The organism is Cereibacter johrii, from assembly GCF_001720585.1.
In the GTDB taxonomy this organism is placed as follows: domain Bacteria; phylum Pseudomonadota; class Alphaproteobacteria; order Rhodobacterales; family Rhodobacteraceae; genus Cereibacter_A; species Cereibacter_A johrii.
Genome location: NZ_MABH01000227.1, coordinates 1 through 14,909, shown reverse-complemented (window position 1 = coordinate 14,909; position 14,909 = coordinate 1). Strand labels below are relative to the sequence as shown.

Genomic DNA, 14,909 nt, shown 5'->3' with positions numbered 1-14,909 from the left:
CCGCAGCCCTCGGGCGCCGCCACGGCCGTGGCGCTCGCCCCGGGCGCCTTCCCCTGCCAGAGCTTCGAGCAGATGGTCGAGCTGATCCGGCAGAAGCGCGACATGAAGCTGCTTTACGAGGTCGAGACCGGCGTGCGGCTCGTCCGCTTCGCCCCGGGCCGGATCGAGTTCGAACCCGCGCCCGACGCCGCCCCCGACCTTGCCGCCCGGCTGTCGCAGCGGCTGCAGGGCTGGACCGGCGGGCGCTGGGGCATCTCGGTCGTCTCGGGCGGCGGGGCGCCGACACTTGCCGAAGAGCGCGACAAGGGGCGCCTTGAAGAAGAGGCGCGCGCACTGGAAAACCCGCTCGTCCAGGCGGTGATGGCCGCCTTCCCGGGCGCGCGGATCGCCGAGATCCGCAAGCTCGAGGAACAGGCCGCGGCCGAGGCTCTGCCCGAGGTCGAGGACGAGTGGGACCCGTTCGAGGACAATTGAGAGGAGCAACGAATGCTGAAGGGTTTGGGCGGTCTTGGCGACATGGCCAAGATGATGAAGGCCGCGCAGGGATTCCAGGAGAAGATGGCGCAGCTGCAGGAAGACCTGGGCAGCATGACGGTCGTGGGCGAATCGGGCGCGGGTCTCGTGCGCGCCACGGCGACCGCGAAGGGCGAGCTGACCGGCCTCGAGATCGACCCGTCGATCTTCGTCGCCTCGGAAAAGGAAGTGGTCGAGGATCTGATCCTCGCCGCGATCAAGGATGCCCAGTCCAAGGCCTCGGAACGGGCCAAGGAAGAGATGGGCAAGCTGACGGAAGGCCTCGGCCTGCCGCCGGGCATGAAGCTGCCCTTCTGACATGGCCGAAGCCCCCGGCGACATCGAGCGTCTGATCGAGCTGATGGCGCGGCTGCCGGGGCTCGGGCCCCGCTCCGCCCGCCGGGCGGTGCTGCTGATGCTGAAGAAGCGGGGGGCCGTCATGGCCCCTCTGGCACAGGCCATGGCCGAGGTCGCGACCAGCGCGCGCGACTGCGTGCGCTGCGGCAATATCACGAATGCCGATCTCTGCGGGATCTGCCGCGACGAGCGCCGCGCCACGGGCGAGCTCTGCGTGGTGGAAGATGTGGCCGACCTCTGGGCGCTCGAGCGCGCGGGGGCCTTCCGCGGCCGCTATCATGTGCTGGGCGGTGTGCTCTCGGCGCTGGATTCGGTGGGCCCCGAGGAGCTGCGCATCCCCCGCCTCGCCGAGCGGGTGCGCGAGGAGGGTATCTCCGAGGTGATCCTCGCGCTCAATGCCACGGTGGACGGCCAGACGACCGCCCATTACATCGCCGACGTGCTCGAGCCTTCGGGCGTGCAGGTCACGTCGCTGGCGCAGGGCGTGCCCATCGGCGGCGAGCTCGACTATCTCGACGACGGCACCATCGGTGCCGCTCTCCGCGCCCGCCGGCGGTTCTGAGGGGCCGGCTACGGACCGTCTCTGCCCCGAACCGCGCGGCCCCCGGCCCTGTCGGATCCCCCGCCGCTCTCGGGCGAGGGTCATCCGTTTGCGGGCACGAGCCGCGAGACGGTCCGGTCCACGGGGCGCTGCATCCCCCGCACGAGGCGCTGGAAACCCGTCGCGATGCGCGTCCAGACCCGGCTCGCCTCGGGCGAGACCGGGGTCATCAGCCGCAGGAAGAGCCAGCTCTGCCCGAGCATGATCGCGAAGAAGACAAGCGCGAGCGGCAGGCCGTCTCCCACCGCGGGCAGCCGCTCGGGCGCGAGATAGAGCAGGATGTTGCCGAAGGAGAAGGTGAAGAGACTGGTGCGCCCGAGGAACAGAACGGGCTTGCCCCACCGTCGCCCCAGCCGGTCGAAGAGCAGCACCGCCAGCAGCACCTCGAGCAGCGTGGCCGTGAGGCCGATGGCGGCATAGATCGGATGGTTGTCGTTGCGCAGGCTCATGTCGGCGATCGCCACGACGGTCTCGTAGGGCGCCTGCCAATTCCACATCGCCGCCGAGGCCCCGGCGGTCGTGGCCAGCATCAGCCCGAGCACGAGCCCGCCGCGCCGCCGCTCGGCGGGCTCCGCGGACAGGAGGAGCCGCACGCCGCGCCCGAGGATCATGCCCGCCGCGACCAGCGCGAGACCGTGCAGCACCGACGGGCCGCCCGCCTCGCTGGTGCCGCCGTAGAGGAAGCTCGCGGGCTTCAGGAGGTAGTCGCGCCCGAAGAGCAACGGCGGCTCCGGCAGCTGGGCCAGCAGCGGATGGGCGGCCGGCACCGCCACCGCAAAGAGAAGCACCGCTCCGAGCCCGTGGCGGAGCCGCATCCGCAGGAGCAAGGGCGCGGCGAGAAGGGCCAAGGCGTAGAACTTCAGGATGTCCGCATAGGGCGTCACGCCCAGCATCAGGAGGCAGCGGATCGTGTAGCCAAGCGACTGCCCGCCCGAGACATGCAGCGCGATCACCGTCAGCGCATACAGCAGGTAGCATTGCAGTGCCCGCGTCCAGAGCTGCCGGGTGGCGGCCTCGGCCCCACCCGCGGCGAAGCGCGGCGCGTAGACGATCTCGAGCATCGCGCCGAACAGGCAGATGAAGGTCACGGGCGCCGTCTGGATCGCGAAGCGGGTGAAGGTGGCTGTCGGGCCGTGCCAGGCCTCGAAGATGTCGAACTGGATCAGCGTGTGGCTCAGCATGGCCAGCATGATCGCGAGCGAGCGGGTCACGTCCACGCCGTTGATGCGCGTGGTGGAACTCCGGGAAGAAGTGGGCGGCATGGTCGGTCCTGCATTGGGGGCGGCTACGCGACCAGAAGTGGCGGAGCCCCCTGCCGGGTGGGAAATGGCTACATCAAACGAAGCGGCTCAAACGGGAACAACCGCCCAAAGGCGGTTGTTCCCGTGGTCGCTCATCGAAGCGCCCCCATCAATGCGAAAACACGCTGCGCCGCAGAATGAGCGGCAGACTGCCGATCAGCGGGTCGGATCCTCGTCTTCTTCCTCGTCCGCATCGTCGCCGTGCGGCAGATTGAAGAAGGAATCGGCATCCGAGAAATCGGCGGGACGCTTTTCCTCGTCGCTGCGGCCGAACTGCTCGAGACCCGCGAGGCCCGAGGGCATCCGCGGCTCGTCCGGCATCGAGAGCGACTGTTCGGTGGAGACGAGCTTGCGCCGCTCGTCGTCGCTCATCACCACGCCTTCGGCGGCCTTGCGGCGGGCCGCCTGCTGCACGGCCGCGTCGAGCTCGGTCTGGCGGCAGAGGCCGAGGGCGACCGGATCGATCGGCTGGATCGAGCCGATGTTCCAGTGGGTGCGCTCGCGGATCGACTGGATGGTGGGCTTGGTGGTGCCCACGAGCTTGGCGATGGCGCCGTCGGACAATTCGGGGTGGAACTTCACCAGCCACAGGATCGCCGCCGGCCGGTCCTGCCGCTTGGAGAGCGGCGTGTAGCGCGGGCCGCGGCGCTTCTCCTCGCCGACGGCGGCGGGGTTGAACTTGAGCTTCATCCTGTAGAGCGGGTCGCGCTGACCCTTCTCGATCTCGATCCCGTCGAGCTGGTTGTTGGCGACGGGATCGAACCCCTTCACGCCGGTCGCCACGTCACCATCGGCGATGCCCTGCACTTCGAGCTCGTGCATTCCGCAGAAATCGGCGATCTGGCGGAACGAGAGGGTGGTGTTGTCGATCAGCCAGACGGCGGTGGCCTTGGACATCAGCGGCTTGTTCATCGGACGATCCTCTGCAAATCTTCACCATGCCGGGAAAACGGCTGCGGCCGGGCCGCGTCTTCTCGTTTTCGGGAAGTTCACGCTGGCATATAATGCCGTTCCACCGCGAGGGGAAGTGAAAATGCGTCTGCTGGCCTTCACGCTTGCGCTGGCTGCGGCTCCCGCACTGGCCGACCACGACCGGGCGGGGGATTTCACGCATTACATCCTTGCGCTGAGCTGGGAGCCCACCTGGTGCGCGCTCGAGGGCGAGGCGCGCGGGGCCGAGGAATGCACCTGGGGCCGCGGCTTCGTGCTCCACGGGCTCTGGCCGCAGCGCGAGCAGGGCTGGCCCGCCTTCTGCCTGACGACCGAGCGCGATCCGTCGCGGCGCGAGACGGCCGGCATGGCGGATCTGATCGCGCCGGGGCTCGCCTGGCACCAGTGGAAGAAGCACGGCCGCTGCGCAGGCCTGCCGGCCACGGATTATTTCGCGCTGATGCGCCGGGCGGTGGAGCGCGTCGCGGTCCCCGAGCCGCTCCGGCGCCTGTCCGAGGACATCTCGCTGCCGCCCCGCGTGCTCGAAGAGGCCTTCACCGAGGCCAATCCGGGCCTCGCTCCCGAGGGCATCACCGTGGCCTGCGAGGCGGGCCATGTGCAGGAGGTGCGGATCTGCCTGACGAAGGATCTGGATTTCCGCCCCTGCGCGCCCGATGCGCGGCAGGATTGCCCGCTGCCGCTCGCGAAGATGGACCGGCCCTAGGCGGTCGTTTTCGTGGCGGAGGAAGGCCGGGGGCGCTGCCCCCGGACCCCCGGGATATTTGGGCAGAGTGAATGGGAGAAGGGTGAGGCCGGGCGTTCGACGCCGCGCTGCGGGCGGATGCCGGGAGGGCGCCGGGAGGCTGCTGAGGGCTGGCCTTGTGGAGCCGCCGGGGATGGCGGGCACCCGGGGGCAGCGGGGAGAAGGCTGGCGGGCGGCAGCGCCGGAGGCGGGGGTTCGATGCCCCCGCCTCCGGCTCCCCCGGGCCGGTCCGGTTCAGAGTTTCAGGACGATCTTGCCGATGTGGGACGAGCCTTCCATGCGGGCATGCGCCTCGGCGGCCTGCTCGAGCGGGAATTCGCTGTCCATCACCGGGCGCAGCGCGCCGCGCGCGACCAGCGGCCAGACCTGCGTCTCGATGTCGCGGGCATAGCGGGCCTTGGCCAGATCGCTCTGCGGCCGGAGCGTGGAGCCAGTGATCGTCAGCCGGCGCATCATCACCTCGGCGAAGTTCAGCTCCACCTTCGTGCCCTCGAGGAAGGCGATCTGCACCAGCCGCCCCTCGGTCGCAAGCGCCTTGACGTTGCGCGGCAGGTAGCTGCCGCCCACCATGTCGAGGATCAGGTCCGCGCCGCCCTCGGCCTTGAGCACGGCCACGAAATCCTCCTCGCGGTAGTTGATCGCCCGTTCCGCCCCGAGCGCCCGGCAGGCCGCGCATTTCTCCTCGGAGCCGGCGGTGGCGAAGACGCGGGCGCCCAAGGCCGCGGCCAGCTGGATCGCGGTGGTGCCGATCCCCGACGAGCCGCCATGGACGAGGAAGCGCTCGCCCGCGCGCAGTCCGCCGCGGAGCGCCACGTTCGACCAGACGGTGAAGCAGGTCTCGGGCAGGCAGGCGGCCTCGCGCAGGGTCAGCCCCGACGGCACCGGCAGCGCGTGGTCGGCCGGGGTCACCGCATAGTCGGCATAGCCGCCGCCCGGCAGCAGGGCGCAGACCTCCTCGCCCACCCGCCAGCGGGTGACGCCCGGACCCACCGCCGCGACCGTGCCCGAGGCCTCGAGCCCCGGCAGCGGCGAGGCCCCGGGCGGAGGCGCATAGGCACCCGCGCGCTGCAGTGCATCGGGTCGGTTGACCCCGGCATAGGCCACGCGGATCAGGATCTGGCCGTGGCCGGGCACCGGGACCGGCACCGTGGCGGGGCGCAGGACCTCAGGCCCTCCGGGTCGGCTGATCTCGATGGCACGCATCGTCTCGGGCAGGCTCACGCGGATCTCCTCGATTGGGGGGCAGGACCGGCGGCGATCCGGCCCGGAGCTGTCTGGCGGCTGAGGCCGCATCCCGGGGCGCCCGCGCCTCCGGGCGGCCGCCGGAGGCGCGTCCGGGTCTGTCCTCAGAAGCGGTTCGACCGGCCCGGCACATCGGCCGGGGGAGCGGGGGCATGGACACGGCGCATCACCATCCGCGGTCCTGCCGTCACGGCGCGCAGGAGCGGGTTGCGCTGCGCCTCGGTCTTCATCTTCTCGAAGCGCAGCACGTCGGCGATGCGGCGGTCGAGGAATTCCCAGGTGGCATAATGTCCGGGCGTATCGTCGCCCAGCCAGTAGAGCACGGTCGCCGCATAGACCGCCGAGAGCGTCGCCCGCTTCGTGTACCAGTTCAGGTCGCGCGAGCTGTCGCCCAGAGCCGTCCAGATCCGGTCGGCGGTGCCCCAGAGCGCGCGCGCCCCGTCACCCGCATGCTGCGGCAGGCTGAAGAGGGTCGAGCCGCGCCGGACCAGTTCCTTGTCCTCGACCGCCTCGAGCCGGAAGCGGATCAGCGCCGCCACCCGCTCGGAATAGCGCAGGGCTCCCAGATCCGCGGCCGCCGCCTTCTCGAGCATCCGCTCGTCGCCGCGCCGGTGGTAGGCCAGCGCGAGATCCACCCCGCCGCGCGGAAAGAGCGCGCGCGCCAGCCCCGGCGCCACGCCCGAATCGCGGATCGCGGCCCGCAGCGTGGTTTCCGACCAGCCGTCGAAGGGCACATGCATCACCGCCGCGTCGAGGATGGCGTCGCGGGTCTTCTCGTTTCCGTCGCGTGTATCCATGGCGTTTCCTTTCCGGTTCCCTGCGCGCGGGAGGATCTCCTGTCCGCCCCTGCTGACGGAGAACTGGTCCGCTTGTCCAGTGCGTCCAGTGTCCCGCCTGCCCGGACCGGGGCCGCGGGAGGTGGACAGCCCCACCCGTCTCTGTTATAGGCGCCCGACCTGCTACTCTTGCAACTCTAACCTAGGAAGGTGGTGACAACCACATGCAGGTCAGCGTCCGCGACAACAACGTCGAACAGGCCCTCCGGGCCCTCAAGAAAAAGCTCCAGCGCGAAGGCGTGTTCCGCGAAATGAAGCTCAAGCAGCATTTCGAGAAACCCTCCGTCAAGCGCGCCCGTGAGCAAGCCGAAGCGGTCCGCCGTGCGCGCAAGCTCGCGCGCAAGAAGGCGCAGCGCGAAGGCGCTCTCTGAGACGTCAGCGCGAAGCTGGGCGGGCCCTCGGGCTCGCCGCCATCGGACCCCCGTCGCGCAAGTGTCGGGGGTTTTTCTTTCGGGTGCGGCACAGGCGCGCGGCGGAGCATCGCCACCAAGGGTTGCAATGCGGGAGCCGGATGGTTTTATCCGCGTTAACCTTGACAGGGCCCGCGTCGCGCGGCCTGTCTGGCCCGACCCCCGGGGCCCCTGCCCCGACCGACGACCGTACCTATCGCAAGACCAAGCCCCAAGTCAGAAGGCACCTCCTCCATGGCGATTGACCTGCTCTCGACCTTCATCAAGCCGATGCACCGCGAGGGCACCAAGTTCGTCGCCATCTTCGCAGCCGTCACGCTCGTGCTGTTCCTGATCTGGGAGCCGCTCGGCTGGATCGGCGTGGGCCTCACGGTCTGGTGCTACTACTTCTTCCGCGACCCGGTCCGCGTCACGCCGACGCGCGAGGGGCTGATCGTGAGCCCGGCCGACGGTGTCGTGTCGCTGATCGAGCCTGCCGTGCCGCCGGCCGAGCTCGGCATGGGCCCCACGCCCATGACCCGCGTCTCGGTCTTCATGAGCGTCTTCGACTGCCATGTGAACCGCGCGCCCATCGGCGGCACGGTGACGGCCGTCGCCTATCGTCCGGGCAAGTTCCTGAACGCCTCGCTCGACAAGGCAAGCGAGGACAACGAGCGCAATGCGCTGGCGATCCGTCTCGCCGACGGCCGGCAGATCGCCGTCGTCCAGATCGCGGGCCTCGTCGCGCGCCGGATCCTCTGCGAGGTGCGCGAGGGCACGCCGCTGCTGACGGGCGAGCGGTTCGGGATGATCCGCTTCGGCTCGCGGCTCGACGTCTACCTGCCCGAGGGCGTGCAGCCGCTCGTCTGCCTCGGTCAGGTCATGACCTCGGGCGAGACCGTGCTTGCCGACCTCACCAGCCCGGAGGCGCGCCGCACCGGCGCGGCGCGCTGAGCCATGCTGCGGCGCGACGACCGGACCCTGCCGATCCTGATGCTGCTGCCGAACCTGGTGACGATCACCGGGCTCTGCGCGGGGCTCACGGCGATCCGCTTCATCATGGTGGGCCGCTTCGATCTGGCCGCGATGCTGATCGTCTTCGCCGCCGCCATCGACGGGCTGGACGGGCTGATCGCCCGGCGTCTCAATGCGCAGTCGAGCTTCGGGGCCGAGCTCGACTCGCTGTCGGATTTCCTGAACTTCGGCGTGACGCCCGGACTTCTCGTCTTCCAATATGCGCTGGCGGGCACCTATTCCACGAGCTGGATCTTCGTCCTCGTCTACACGATCTGCGGCTGCCTGCGGCTTGCGCGCTTCAACATCAACCGCGACACGCCCCTGCCGCCCGGCACCAAGCCGCATTTCACGGGCGTTCCCGCTCCGGGCGGCGCGCTTCTGGCGCTGCTCCCGGTCTTCATGTCGCTGCAGGGCCTGATCGACGCCCGCGACTTCCCCGTGGCCTACGGCATCTATCTCGCGCTGGTGGGCCTCATGATGACGAGCCGCATTCCCACCATCTCGCCCAAGTCGATGCGCATCCCGCGCGACAAGGCGATCTTCGTGCTGATCGGCACGGTCATCGTGATCGGCCTGCTCGTCACGCGCTTCTGGCTGCTGATGGTGCTGGTCGGGCTGGTCTATCTGGTGGTGACCGGCGCCGCGATCGTGACCTACCTGCGCCGCTGGCGCTCCTGAGACAACGGAAGAGGGACGGACGGATGGAACTTGACGCGGTAAGCCGGAGCTACAAACGCTGGGCGCCGATCTATGACTTCAGCTTCGGCAAGGTGAGCGAGAGCCCGCGGCGCCGCACGGCGGCCCATGTGAACGCCCGCGGCGGCCGCGTGCTCGAGGTGGGCGTGGGCACGGGCCTGTCGCTGCCGCTCTACAGCCACCGCGTGGCCGTGACGGGGATCGACTTCTCGCACGAGATGCTGGCCCGAGCCCGCGAGAAGGTCGAGGAGATGGGCCTCGAGCCGGTCAAGGAGCTGCGCCAGATGGATGCGCGCGAGCTCGACTTCCCCGACGAGACCTTCGACACGGTCGTGGCCATGTTCCTCGTCTCGGTCGTCCCCGAACCCGAGCGCGTGGTCTCGGAGATGGCGCGCGTCTGCCGCAAGGGCGGCGAGGTGGTGATCGTGAACCATTTCGCGCGCGACAAGGGCCCGCTCGCCGCCGTCGAGAAGGCGCTGGCGCGGTTCGAGAACACGCTGGGCTGGCATTCCGACTTCGCGATCGAGCGCGTGACGGCCGATCCGCGCCTCGAGGTGGTCGAGCAGACCCCGATGAGCCCCGGCGGCCTCTTCACCTTCCTGCGCTTCCAGCGCCGCTGATCCGCTCCGCCCGCGCCGTCCGCGGCGCGGGACCGTCTCAGACCGGGATCGCCGTCGTCTTGAACACGGTGCGCAGCGCGAAGCTCGAATGCATCTGCGCCACACCCGGCAGCCGCGACAGATACTGGCGGTGGATGCGCGCGAAATCCTCGGTATCCTGCGCCACGATCTTCAGCAGATAGTCCGCCGTCCCCGCCATCAGGTGACATTCGAGGATGTCGGGCACGCGCGCCACCTCGCGCTCGAACCGGTCGAGCAGATCGTCGGCCTGCCCCTGCAGCGTGATCTCGACGAAGACCGTGGTCGGCCGCGCGAGCTTGCGGGCGTCGAGCAGCGCCACATAGCCCGCGATATAGCCCTCCTCCTCCAGCCGCTGCACCCGCCGGTGGCAGGCCGAGGGCGAGAGGTTCACCCGCTCGGACAGGTCCGCATTGGTGATGCGGCCCTGCTTCTGCAGGACGGTCAGGATTCGGCGGTCTGTCGCGTCAAGTTCCATTCGGATGCAATCTTCTTCGGCTCAAGGGGCGGTCTGCGAAAGAACCTACCGCCCTGCCCCGGCGTCGTCACGCACCTTTTCAAAGCACCGCCCGTGCTCCGGGTGCATCCTGAGAGAAAATCGCACAGGGAGGAAAGCGATGAGGATCGGTTGCCCGAAGGAGATCAAGCCGCAGGAATTCCGCGTGGGCCTCACGCCCCATGCCGCGCGTGAGGCCGCAAGTCACGGGCACGAGGTGCTCGTCGAGGCCGGGGCCGGCGCCGGCGCAGGATTTTCCGACGAGGATTACCGCGCCGCCGGCGCGCGCCTCGTCGATACCGCCGAACAGCTCTTCGCCGAGGCGGAGCTGATCGTGAAGGTGAAGGAGCCGCAGCCGGTCGAGCGCCGCCGGCTCCGCGAGGGCCAGCTTCTCTTCACCTATCTCCATCTGGCGCCCGACCCCGAGCAGACGCGCGACCTGATGGCCTCTGGCGTGACTGCCATCGCCTACGAGACGGTGACGGATGGCCGGGGCGGCCTGCCGCTGCTCGCGCCCATGTCCGAGGTGGCGGGGCGGCTCGCGCCGCAGGTCGGCGCCTGGACGCTGCAGAAGGCCAACGGCGGGCGCGGCGTGCTTCTGGGCGGCGTGCCCGGCGTGGGGCCCGCGAAGGTCGTGGTAATCGGCGGCGGCGTGGTCGGTACCCATGCCGCGCGGATCGCGGCCGGAATGGGGGCGGATGTGACCGTGCTCGACCGCTCGCTGCCCCGGCTCCGGGCGCTCGACGAGGCCTTCGGCACGCTCTTCCGCACCGCCTACGCCTCGAGCGGCACCACGGCCGAACTGGTGACGGCGGCCGATCTCGTGATCGGGGCGGTGCTCATCCCCGGCGCGGCGGCCCCGAAGCTCGTGAGCCGCGCGCAGCTCGGCACGATGAAGCCGGGGGCGGCCATCGTGGATGTGGCGATCGACCAGGGCGGCTGCTTCGAGACCTCGCGGCCGACGACGCATCAGGATCCGATCTACGAGGTGGACGGGGTGATGCACTACTGCGTGGCCAACATGCCGGGAGCCGTCGCCCGCACCTCGACGCTGGCCCTCGGCAACGCCACCATGCCCTTCCTCCTCGCCCTCGCGGACAAGGGCTGGAAGCGCGCCTGCGAGGAGGACCCGCATCTTCTGGCGGGCCTCAACACCCACGCCGGCCACCTGACCTACTACGCTGTGGGCCGGGCGCTCGAGATCGACGTGCTCTCGCCGCAACTGGCCCTGAAGATGTGAGCCCTTCCGGAGCGCCGTCCCCGGCGCTCCGCCCCCGGCTTCTCGGCCCCTCCGGCCTGAAGGTCACAAGGATCCAGAGCCGCCTTTCGACCGCAAGCGCCGCAGGGAACCTTCCCGGACGGCATGGTCGGGCCGCCCCCACAGATGCCGGCGCAGGGCTCCGATACGGCCGATCCGGTGCCCGCGCCTCCGGGCCCTGTCGGCCATGGGTGACCCAGGATCATGGCACCGCGCTCGACCGGTGGGCGCGACCGTCACCCCCGGCTTTCCTGCCGCTCAGGCGGCGCTGCGTTTCAGCAGGTCGCGGATCTCGGCCAGCAGTTGCTCCTGCGTCGGGCCCGCGGGCGCCGCTTCGGCCTCCTTGGCGCTCTTGCGGATGGCCGCGTCCTTCACCCGGTTCACGATCTTCACCAGCAGGAACACGACCCAGGCGATGATGAGGAAATTGATGACCGCGGTGATGAACGAGCCATAGGCAAAGACCGGAGCGCCCGCGTCGCGCGCGGCCGCGAGGCTCGCATAGTCGCCGTCGCCCAGGTTCACGAACAGGTTCGAGAAGTCGATGCCCCCGGTGATGAGGCCGATGATCGGGTTGATGAGATCGGCCACCAGGCTCGAGACGATGCCGGTGAAGGCCGCGCCGATGATGATGCCGACGGCCATGTCCATCACATTGCCCTTCGCGATGAAGGACTTGAACTCGTCCAATATGCTCATGCGCGTCTTCCTTCCTGTCCCGGCCGGGGCCTTGCCTCCGGCGTCTCGCTTGCGCCCGGGCAGGCGGACCGCCTGCCTCTCTGCTCCGCCCGGGGGTTGCCTCTCCTGCGCCATGCACAGGCCGCAGGCCGGCGACGGACCGCATGGCGGTGCAACATCCGGCCCGGATCGGCTGACGCCCTCGACTGCACCCTCACACGCGGAAACAGGGCCAGAATGCCCATCTCCGGGGCGCCGAGACAAGAGAGCAGGTGAAGGCGCGGGTCCGTCAGCGCGCGGTGCGCCCCGCGCCGACGAAAGGGCGGCCAGGCCCGCGGACCCGCGGCGTTCGGACAGGCGGCGGATGGCAGAGGCACCGGGGACCGGTTCCAGCCCCGAAGGCAGGGCACTCGAGGGAGGACCGCCCTCTGCGCGGACCGGAAGGCGCCTGCCGTGCCGGGACGGCGCCTAGTCCATCATCGCGCGCAGCACGGCCATGGCTTCGGGCGAGTCCCAGTCGGCGTCGCCGATCAGCCGCGCCACCTCGCGGCCCTCGGGGTCGATGACCAGCGTCACCGGCAGTCCCATCACCCCGATCTGCCGGGCGAGCGCCGATTTCGGATCGCGCAGCGCGGGCAGGTGCGTCACCCCGGCCTCGTCGAAGAACTTGCGGATCGCTGGCACGGCATTGCGCCCGGTGGCGACCGTCACCACCGCGAACTGCGGCCCCCCCATCTCGGCCGCGAGCCGGTCGAGCGTCGGCATCTCTTCGCGGCAGGGCGCGCACCAGGTGGCCCAGAAGTTCGCCACCACCCAGCGCCCGCGCCAGTCGGAGAGCGACGCGGCACCGTCGTCGAGACCGGCGAGGGTGACCTCGGGCAGCGGCTTCGGCTCGGCATGGATCACGAGCTTCTTCATGTCGCCCGCCAGAAGGGCCTCGGCATCGGCCGGGGCCGCCGCCACGCCGTTTGCACCGAAGGTCAAGGCCGTGTAGATCACGGCAAACAGCAGACGCAGCATTCCACCTCCCGAAGGCTTCCCATGTCCGACGCGCCCGATCCCTCCTCCGCCGCCAACGCCATGTGGGGCGGCCGCTTCGCCGCGGGCCCCGACGCGATCATGCAGGCGATCAATGCCTCGATCGGGTTCGACAAGCGGCTCTACGCGCAGGATATCCGCGGCTCGCGGGCCCATGCCGCGATGCTCGCGGCGCAGGGCATCCTGACTTCTAGGGATGCCGAGGCCATCGGGGAAGGCCTTCTCACCGTTTTGTCAGAGATCGAGGCCGGCGGCTTCCCCTTCCGGGTCGAGCTCGAGGACATCCACATGAATGTGGAGGCCCGCCTGAAGGAGCTGATCGGCGAGCCCGCGGGGCGGCTGCACACGGCACGCTCGCGCAACGATCAGGTGGCGGTCGATTTCCGTCTGTGGGTCCGCGACCAGTGCGATGCGGCCATTTCGGGGATCGAGGCGCTGATGCGGGCCTTCCTCGCGCAGGCCGAGGCGGGGGCCGACTGGGTGATGCCGGGCTTCACGCATCTGCAGACCGCGCAGCCCGTCACCTGGGGCCATCACATGCTGGCCTATGTCGAGATGCTGGCCCGCGACCGTTCGCGCTTCGTGGATGCCCGCGCCCGGATGAACGAATGCCCCCTGGGCGCGGCGGCGCTGGCCGGCACGGGCTTTCCCATCGACCGGCACATGACGGCGGCGGCGCTCGGCTTCGACCGGCCCACCGCCAACAGCCTCGATTCGGTCTCGGACCGCGACTTCGCGCTCGAGTTCCTGTCGGCCTCGGCGATCTGCGCCCTGCACCTGTCGCGCTTCGCGGAAGAGCTCGTGATCTGGTCCTCGGCCCAGTTCCGCTTCGTGCGCCTGTCGGACCGCTGGACCACCGGCTCGTCGATCATGCCGCAGAAGAAGAACCCCGATGCGGCGGAACTGCTGCGGGCCAAGATGGGCCGGGTGCTGGGTGCGGCCGTCGCGCTCTTCACCGTGATGAAGGGCCTGCCGCTGACCTATTCCAAGGACATGCAGGAAGACAAGGAGCAGGTCTTCGACGCGGCCGACACGCTGATGCTGGGGCTTGCCGCCATGACCGGCATGGTGGGCGACATGCAGGCCAACCGCGAAAGTCTCGCCGCCGCCGCGGCCTCGGGCTTCTCGACGGCGACCGATCTCGCCGACTGGCTGGTGCGTGAGCTGAACCTGCCGTTCCGTGACGCCCATCATGTGACGGGCACGCTCGTGGCCCGTGCCGAGGCGCGGGGCTGCGACCTGCCCGATCTCTCGCTCGCCGAGATGCAGGAGGTGCATCCGGGCATCCGCGAGGATGTGTTCGCCGTCCTCGGCGTCGAGAATTCCGTGCGCAGCCGCACCTCCTACGGCGGCACCGCACCCGACAATGTCCGCGCGCAGGCCGCGCGCTGGAAAGAGCTTCTGGGAGATGCCGCATGAAAGTTCCGCTGATCCTCGGTCTTCTGGCCCTTGCCGGATGCGGCGTCGACGGCCCGCCGCTCCGCCCCGGCACCGATCAGCCGGTGACGGTCCCGCCGGGCCTTTCCATCGGCGGCACCGCCGAAATCGGCATCCGGAGCAACTGATCGCGATGATCCGGGCGCTCGTCCTGTTCGCCCTGCTGGCCGCCTGCAGCGATCCGAACGCGCCGCATCTCGGGATGGGCGTGGGGGTCGGGCCGGGCGGCGTCAGCGTCCATCCGCGCATGTCGACGCGGGTGGGGGCGACCCGCGTCGGTGTGTCCCCCTACGGCGCCTCGGTGGGCACGGGCATCGGCAATGTGGGCGTCGCCGTCGGAGGAGCCTTCTGACATGTCCCCCCTGCGCCTCGTCTTCCTCGCCCTGGCCCTCTGGGGCGCCACCCATCCGATGTATCACTTCGTCCGCTACATGGTGACGACGGGCGAAGGGTTCGGCGGCCTGATCGATGCCTGGTATGTGAATGCCTCGACCACGGGCCTCGTCTGGGACCTGACCATCGCCGCCGTCACCCTCACCGTCTGGGTGCTGGCCGAGAGCGTCTCGCGAAAGGACTGGCTCGCGCTGGTGGCCATCCCCGCCACCTTCCTGATCGGCGTGTCCTGCGGCCTGCCGCTCTACCTGTTCCTGCGCTCGCGCCCCGCGGCCTGAGCCCGACCGCCCGACCGCCCGACCGCGCGCGCTTCGGCCCCTGCCGCG

The 14,909-nt window shown here is 70.0% G+C and carries 19 protein-coding genes and 1 pseudogene; 13 read left to right on the top strand and 7 right to left on the bottom strand.

The window, feature by feature from the left end:
• From A9O63_RS18975 to recR, 3 genes and pseudogenes are all read left to right on the top strand, one after another.
• Window positions 1-474, top strand: a pseudogene (locus tag A9O63_RS18975) (DNA polymerase III subunit gamma/tau); the annotation flags it as partial.
• A gap of 12 nt (window positions 475-486) precedes the next feature.
• On the top strand, window positions 487-831 hold the full coding sequence (locus tag A9O63_RS18970; protein WP_069333303.1) for a YbaB/EbfC family nucleoid-associated protein: 345 nt from the start codon (window positions 487-489) through the stop codon (window positions 829-831).
• A 1-nt stretch (window position 832) separates the two neighbouring features.
• Window positions 833-1,432: a recombination mediator RecR gene (gene recR, locus A9O63_RS18965; protein ID WP_002720894.1), complete on the top strand. Its 600-nt coding sequence runs from the start codon at window positions 833-835 to the stop codon at window positions 1,430-1,432.
• Window positions 1,433-1,512: 80 nt separating this feature from the next.
• Here the strand turns inward: recR and opgC are convergent, their stop codons facing one another.
• Both opgC and A9O63_RS18955 read right to left on the bottom strand, forming a co-directional pair.
• Window positions 1,513-2,733: an OpgC domain-containing protein gene (opgC, locus tag A9O63_RS18960; protein ID WP_069333302.1), complete on the bottom strand. Its 1,221-nt coding sequence runs from the start codon at window positions 2,731-2,733 to the stop codon at window positions 1,513-1,515.
• A gap of 195 nt (window positions 2,734-2,928) precedes the next feature.
• Window positions 2,929-3,684, bottom strand: a complete 756-nt coding sequence (locus tag A9O63_RS18955; RefSeq protein WP_069333301.1) for a DUF1013 domain-containing protein — start codon at window positions 3,682-3,684, stop codon at window positions 2,929-2,931.
• Between the two features lie 121 nt (window positions 3,685-3,805).
• On the opposite strand from A9O63_RS18955, the gene A9O63_RS18950 reads away from it, so the two are divergent.
• Window positions 3,806-4,426 (top strand): ribonuclease T2 family protein, encoded by a 621-nt coding sequence (locus A9O63_RS18950; RefSeq protein ID WP_069333300.1) that lies wholly within the window; start codon window positions 3,806-3,808, stop codon window positions 4,424-4,426.
• A 273-nt stretch (window positions 4,427-4,699) separates the two neighbouring features.
• Here A9O63_RS18950 and A9O63_RS18945 read toward each other — a convergent pair whose 3' ends face one another.
• Together A9O63_RS18945 and A9O63_RS18940 are read right to left on the bottom strand one after the other, a co-directional pair.
• Entirely contained in the window at window positions 4,700-5,686 is a 987-nt protein-coding gene (locus A9O63_RS18945) for an NAD(P)H-quinone oxidoreductase (RefSeq protein ID WP_069333299.1), read from the bottom strand.
• 125 nt (window positions 5,687-5,811) lie between these two features.
• On the bottom strand, window positions 5,812-6,504 hold the full coding sequence (locus A9O63_RS18940) for a COQ9 family protein (protein ID WP_069333298.1): 693 nt from the start codon (window positions 6,502-6,504) through the stop codon (window positions 5,812-5,814).
• Window positions 6,505-6,707: 203 nt separating this feature from the next.
• Here A9O63_RS18940 and rpsU point away from each other — a divergent pair, with 203 nt between their 5' ends.
• From rpsU to A9O63_RS18920, 4 genes are all read left to right on the top strand, one after another.
• Entirely contained in the window at window positions 6,708-6,914 is a 207-nt protein-coding gene (rpsU, locus tag A9O63_RS18935; protein WP_002720900.1) for a 30S ribosomal protein S21, read from the top strand.
• 234 nt (window positions 6,915-7,148) lie between these two features.
• Complete coding sequence (locus A9O63_RS18930) at window positions 7,149-7,886, top strand: phosphatidylserine decarboxylase (protein ID WP_227471823.1); 738 nt, start codon at window positions 7,149-7,151, stop codon at window positions 7,884-7,886.
• A gap of 3 nt (window positions 7,887-7,889) precedes the next feature.
• Window positions 7,890-8,627, top strand: a complete 738-nt coding sequence (gene pssA, locus A9O63_RS18925; RefSeq protein ID WP_069333296.1) for a CDP-diacylglycerol--serine O-phosphatidyltransferase — start codon at window positions 7,890-7,892, stop codon at window positions 8,625-8,627.
• A gap of 23 nt (window positions 8,628-8,650) precedes the next feature.
• Window positions 8,651-9,265 (top strand): class I SAM-dependent methyltransferase, encoded by a 615-nt coding sequence (locus tag A9O63_RS18920; protein ID WP_002720903.1) that lies wholly within the window; start codon window positions 8,651-8,653, stop codon window positions 9,263-9,265.
• Window positions 9,266-9,302: 37 nt separating this feature from the next.
• Here A9O63_RS18920 and A9O63_RS18915 read toward each other — a convergent pair whose 3' ends face one another.
• Window positions 9,303-9,761 (bottom strand): Lrp/AsnC family transcriptional regulator, encoded by a 459-nt coding sequence (locus tag A9O63_RS18915; RefSeq protein ID WP_009561797.1) that lies wholly within the window; start codon window positions 9,759-9,761, stop codon window positions 9,303-9,305.
• Between the two features lie 139 nt (window positions 9,762-9,900).
• On the opposite strand from A9O63_RS18915, the gene ald reads away from it, so the two are divergent.
• Window positions 9,901-11,019: an alanine dehydrogenase gene (ald, locus tag A9O63_RS18910; protein WP_069333295.1), complete on the top strand. Its 1,119-nt coding sequence runs from the start codon at window positions 9,901-9,903 to the stop codon at window positions 11,017-11,019.
• A gap of 276 nt (window positions 11,020-11,295) precedes the next feature.
• Here ald and mscL read toward each other — a convergent pair whose 3' ends face one another.
• On the bottom strand, window positions 11,296-11,736 hold the full coding sequence (gene mscL, locus A9O63_RS18905) for a large conductance mechanosensitive channel protein MscL (protein ID WP_084296057.1): 441 nt from the start codon (window positions 11,734-11,736) through the stop codon (window positions 11,296-11,298).
• Window positions 11,737-12,183: 447 nt separating this feature from the next.
• Window positions 12,184-12,735: a TlpA family protein disulfide reductase gene (locus tag A9O63_RS18900; RefSeq protein ID WP_069333294.1), complete on the bottom strand. Its 552-nt coding sequence runs from the start codon at window positions 12,733-12,735 to the stop codon at window positions 12,184-12,186.
• 21 nt (window positions 12,736-12,756) lie between these two features.
• Here A9O63_RS18900 and argH point away from each other — a divergent pair, with 21 nt between their 5' ends.
• Genes argH through A9O63_RS18880 form a run of 4 tightly spaced genes read left to right on the top strand, consistent with a single transcriptional unit; the run spans window position 12,757 to window position 14,861 of the window.
• Complete coding sequence (argH, locus tag A9O63_RS18895; protein ID WP_002720909.1) at window positions 12,757-14,172, top strand: argininosuccinate lyase; 1,416 nt, start codon at window positions 12,757-12,759, stop codon at window positions 14,170-14,172.
• Window positions 14,169-14,318, top strand: coding sequence for an argininosuccinate lyase (locus A9O63_RS18890; RefSeq protein ID WP_069333293.1), 150 nt, complete (start codon window positions 14,169-14,171; stop codon window positions 14,316-14,318). The genes argH and A9O63_RS18890 overlap by 4 nt, the downstream gene beginning before the upstream one ends.
• A 5-nt stretch (window positions 14,319-14,323) precedes the next feature.
• Complete coding sequence (locus A9O63_RS18885) at window positions 14,324-14,542, top strand: hypothetical protein (RefSeq protein WP_015921180.1); 219 nt, start codon at window positions 14,324-14,326, stop codon at window positions 14,540-14,542.
• A 1-nt stretch (window position 14,543) separates the two neighbouring features.
• Complete coding sequence (locus A9O63_RS18880; RefSeq protein ID WP_069333292.1) at window positions 14,544-14,861, top strand: DUF2834 domain-containing protein; 318 nt, start codon at window positions 14,544-14,546, stop codon at window positions 14,859-14,861.
• Window positions 14,862-14,909: the final 48 nt, after the last annotated feature.

Bases quoted from the DNA above. Each gene is read 5' to 3' on its own strand.
- A9O63_RS18970 (WP_069333303.1), top strand. From the start codon at position 487: ATGCTGAAGGGTTTGGGCGGTCTTGGCGACATGGCCAAGATGATGAAG.
- recR (WP_002720894.1), top strand. From the start codon at position 833: ATGGCCGAAGCCCCCGGCGACATCGAGCGTCTGATCGAGCTGATGGCG.
- opgC (WP_069333302.1), bottom strand. From the start codon at position 2,733: ATGCCGCCCACTTCTTCCCGGAGTTCCACCACGCGCATCAACGGCGTG.
- A9O63_RS18955 (WP_069333301.1), bottom strand. From the start codon at position 3,684: ATGAACAAGCCGCTGATGTCCAAGGCCACCGCCGTCTGGCTGATCGAC.
- A9O63_RS18950 (WP_069333300.1), top strand. From the start codon at position 3,806: ATGCGTCTGCTGGCCTTCACGCTTGCGCTGGCTGCGGCTCCCGCACTG.
- A9O63_RS18940 (WP_069333298.1), bottom strand. From the start codon at position 6,504: ATGGATACACGCGACGGAAACGAGAAGACCCGCGACGCCATCCTCGAC.
- rpsU (WP_002720900.1), top strand. From the start codon at position 6,708: ATGCAGGTCAGCGTCCGCGACAACAACGTCGAACAGGCCCTCCGGGCC.
- pssA (WP_069333296.1), top strand. From the start codon at position 7,890: ATGCTGCGGCGCGACGACCGGACCCTGCCGATCCTGATGCTGCTGCCG.
- A9O63_RS18920 (WP_002720903.1), top strand. From the start codon at position 8,651: ATGGAACTTGACGCGGTAAGCCGGAGCTACAAACGCTGGGCGCCGATC.
- A9O63_RS18915 (WP_009561797.1), bottom strand. From the start codon at position 9,761: ATGGAACTTGACGCGACAGACCGCCGAATCCTGACCGTCCTGCAGAAG.
- ald (WP_069333295.1), top strand. From the start codon at position 9,901: ATGAGGATCGGTTGCCCGAAGGAGATCAAGCCGCAGGAATTCCGCGTG.
- mscL (WP_084296057.1), bottom strand. From the start codon at position 11,736: ATGAGCATATTGGACGAGTTCAAGTCCTTCATCGCGAAGGGCAATGTG.
- A9O63_RS18900 (WP_069333294.1), bottom strand. From the start codon at position 12,735: ATGCTGCGTCTGCTGTTTGCCGTGATCTACACGGCCTTGACCTTCGGT.
- argH (WP_002720909.1), top strand. From the start codon at position 12,757: ATGTCCGACGCGCCCGATCCCTCCTCCGCCGCCAACGCCATGTGGGGC.
- A9O63_RS18890 (WP_069333293.1), top strand. From the start codon at position 14,169: ATGAAAGTTCCGCTGATCCTCGGTCTTCTGGCCCTTGCCGGATGCGGC.
- A9O63_RS18885 (WP_015921180.1), top strand. From the start codon at position 14,324: ATGATCCGGGCGCTCGTCCTGTTCGCCCTGCTGGCCGCCTGCAGCGAT.
- A9O63_RS18880 (WP_069333292.1), top strand. From the start codon at position 14,544: ATGTCCCCCCTGCGCCTCGTCTTCCTCGCCCTGGCCCTCTGGGGCGCC.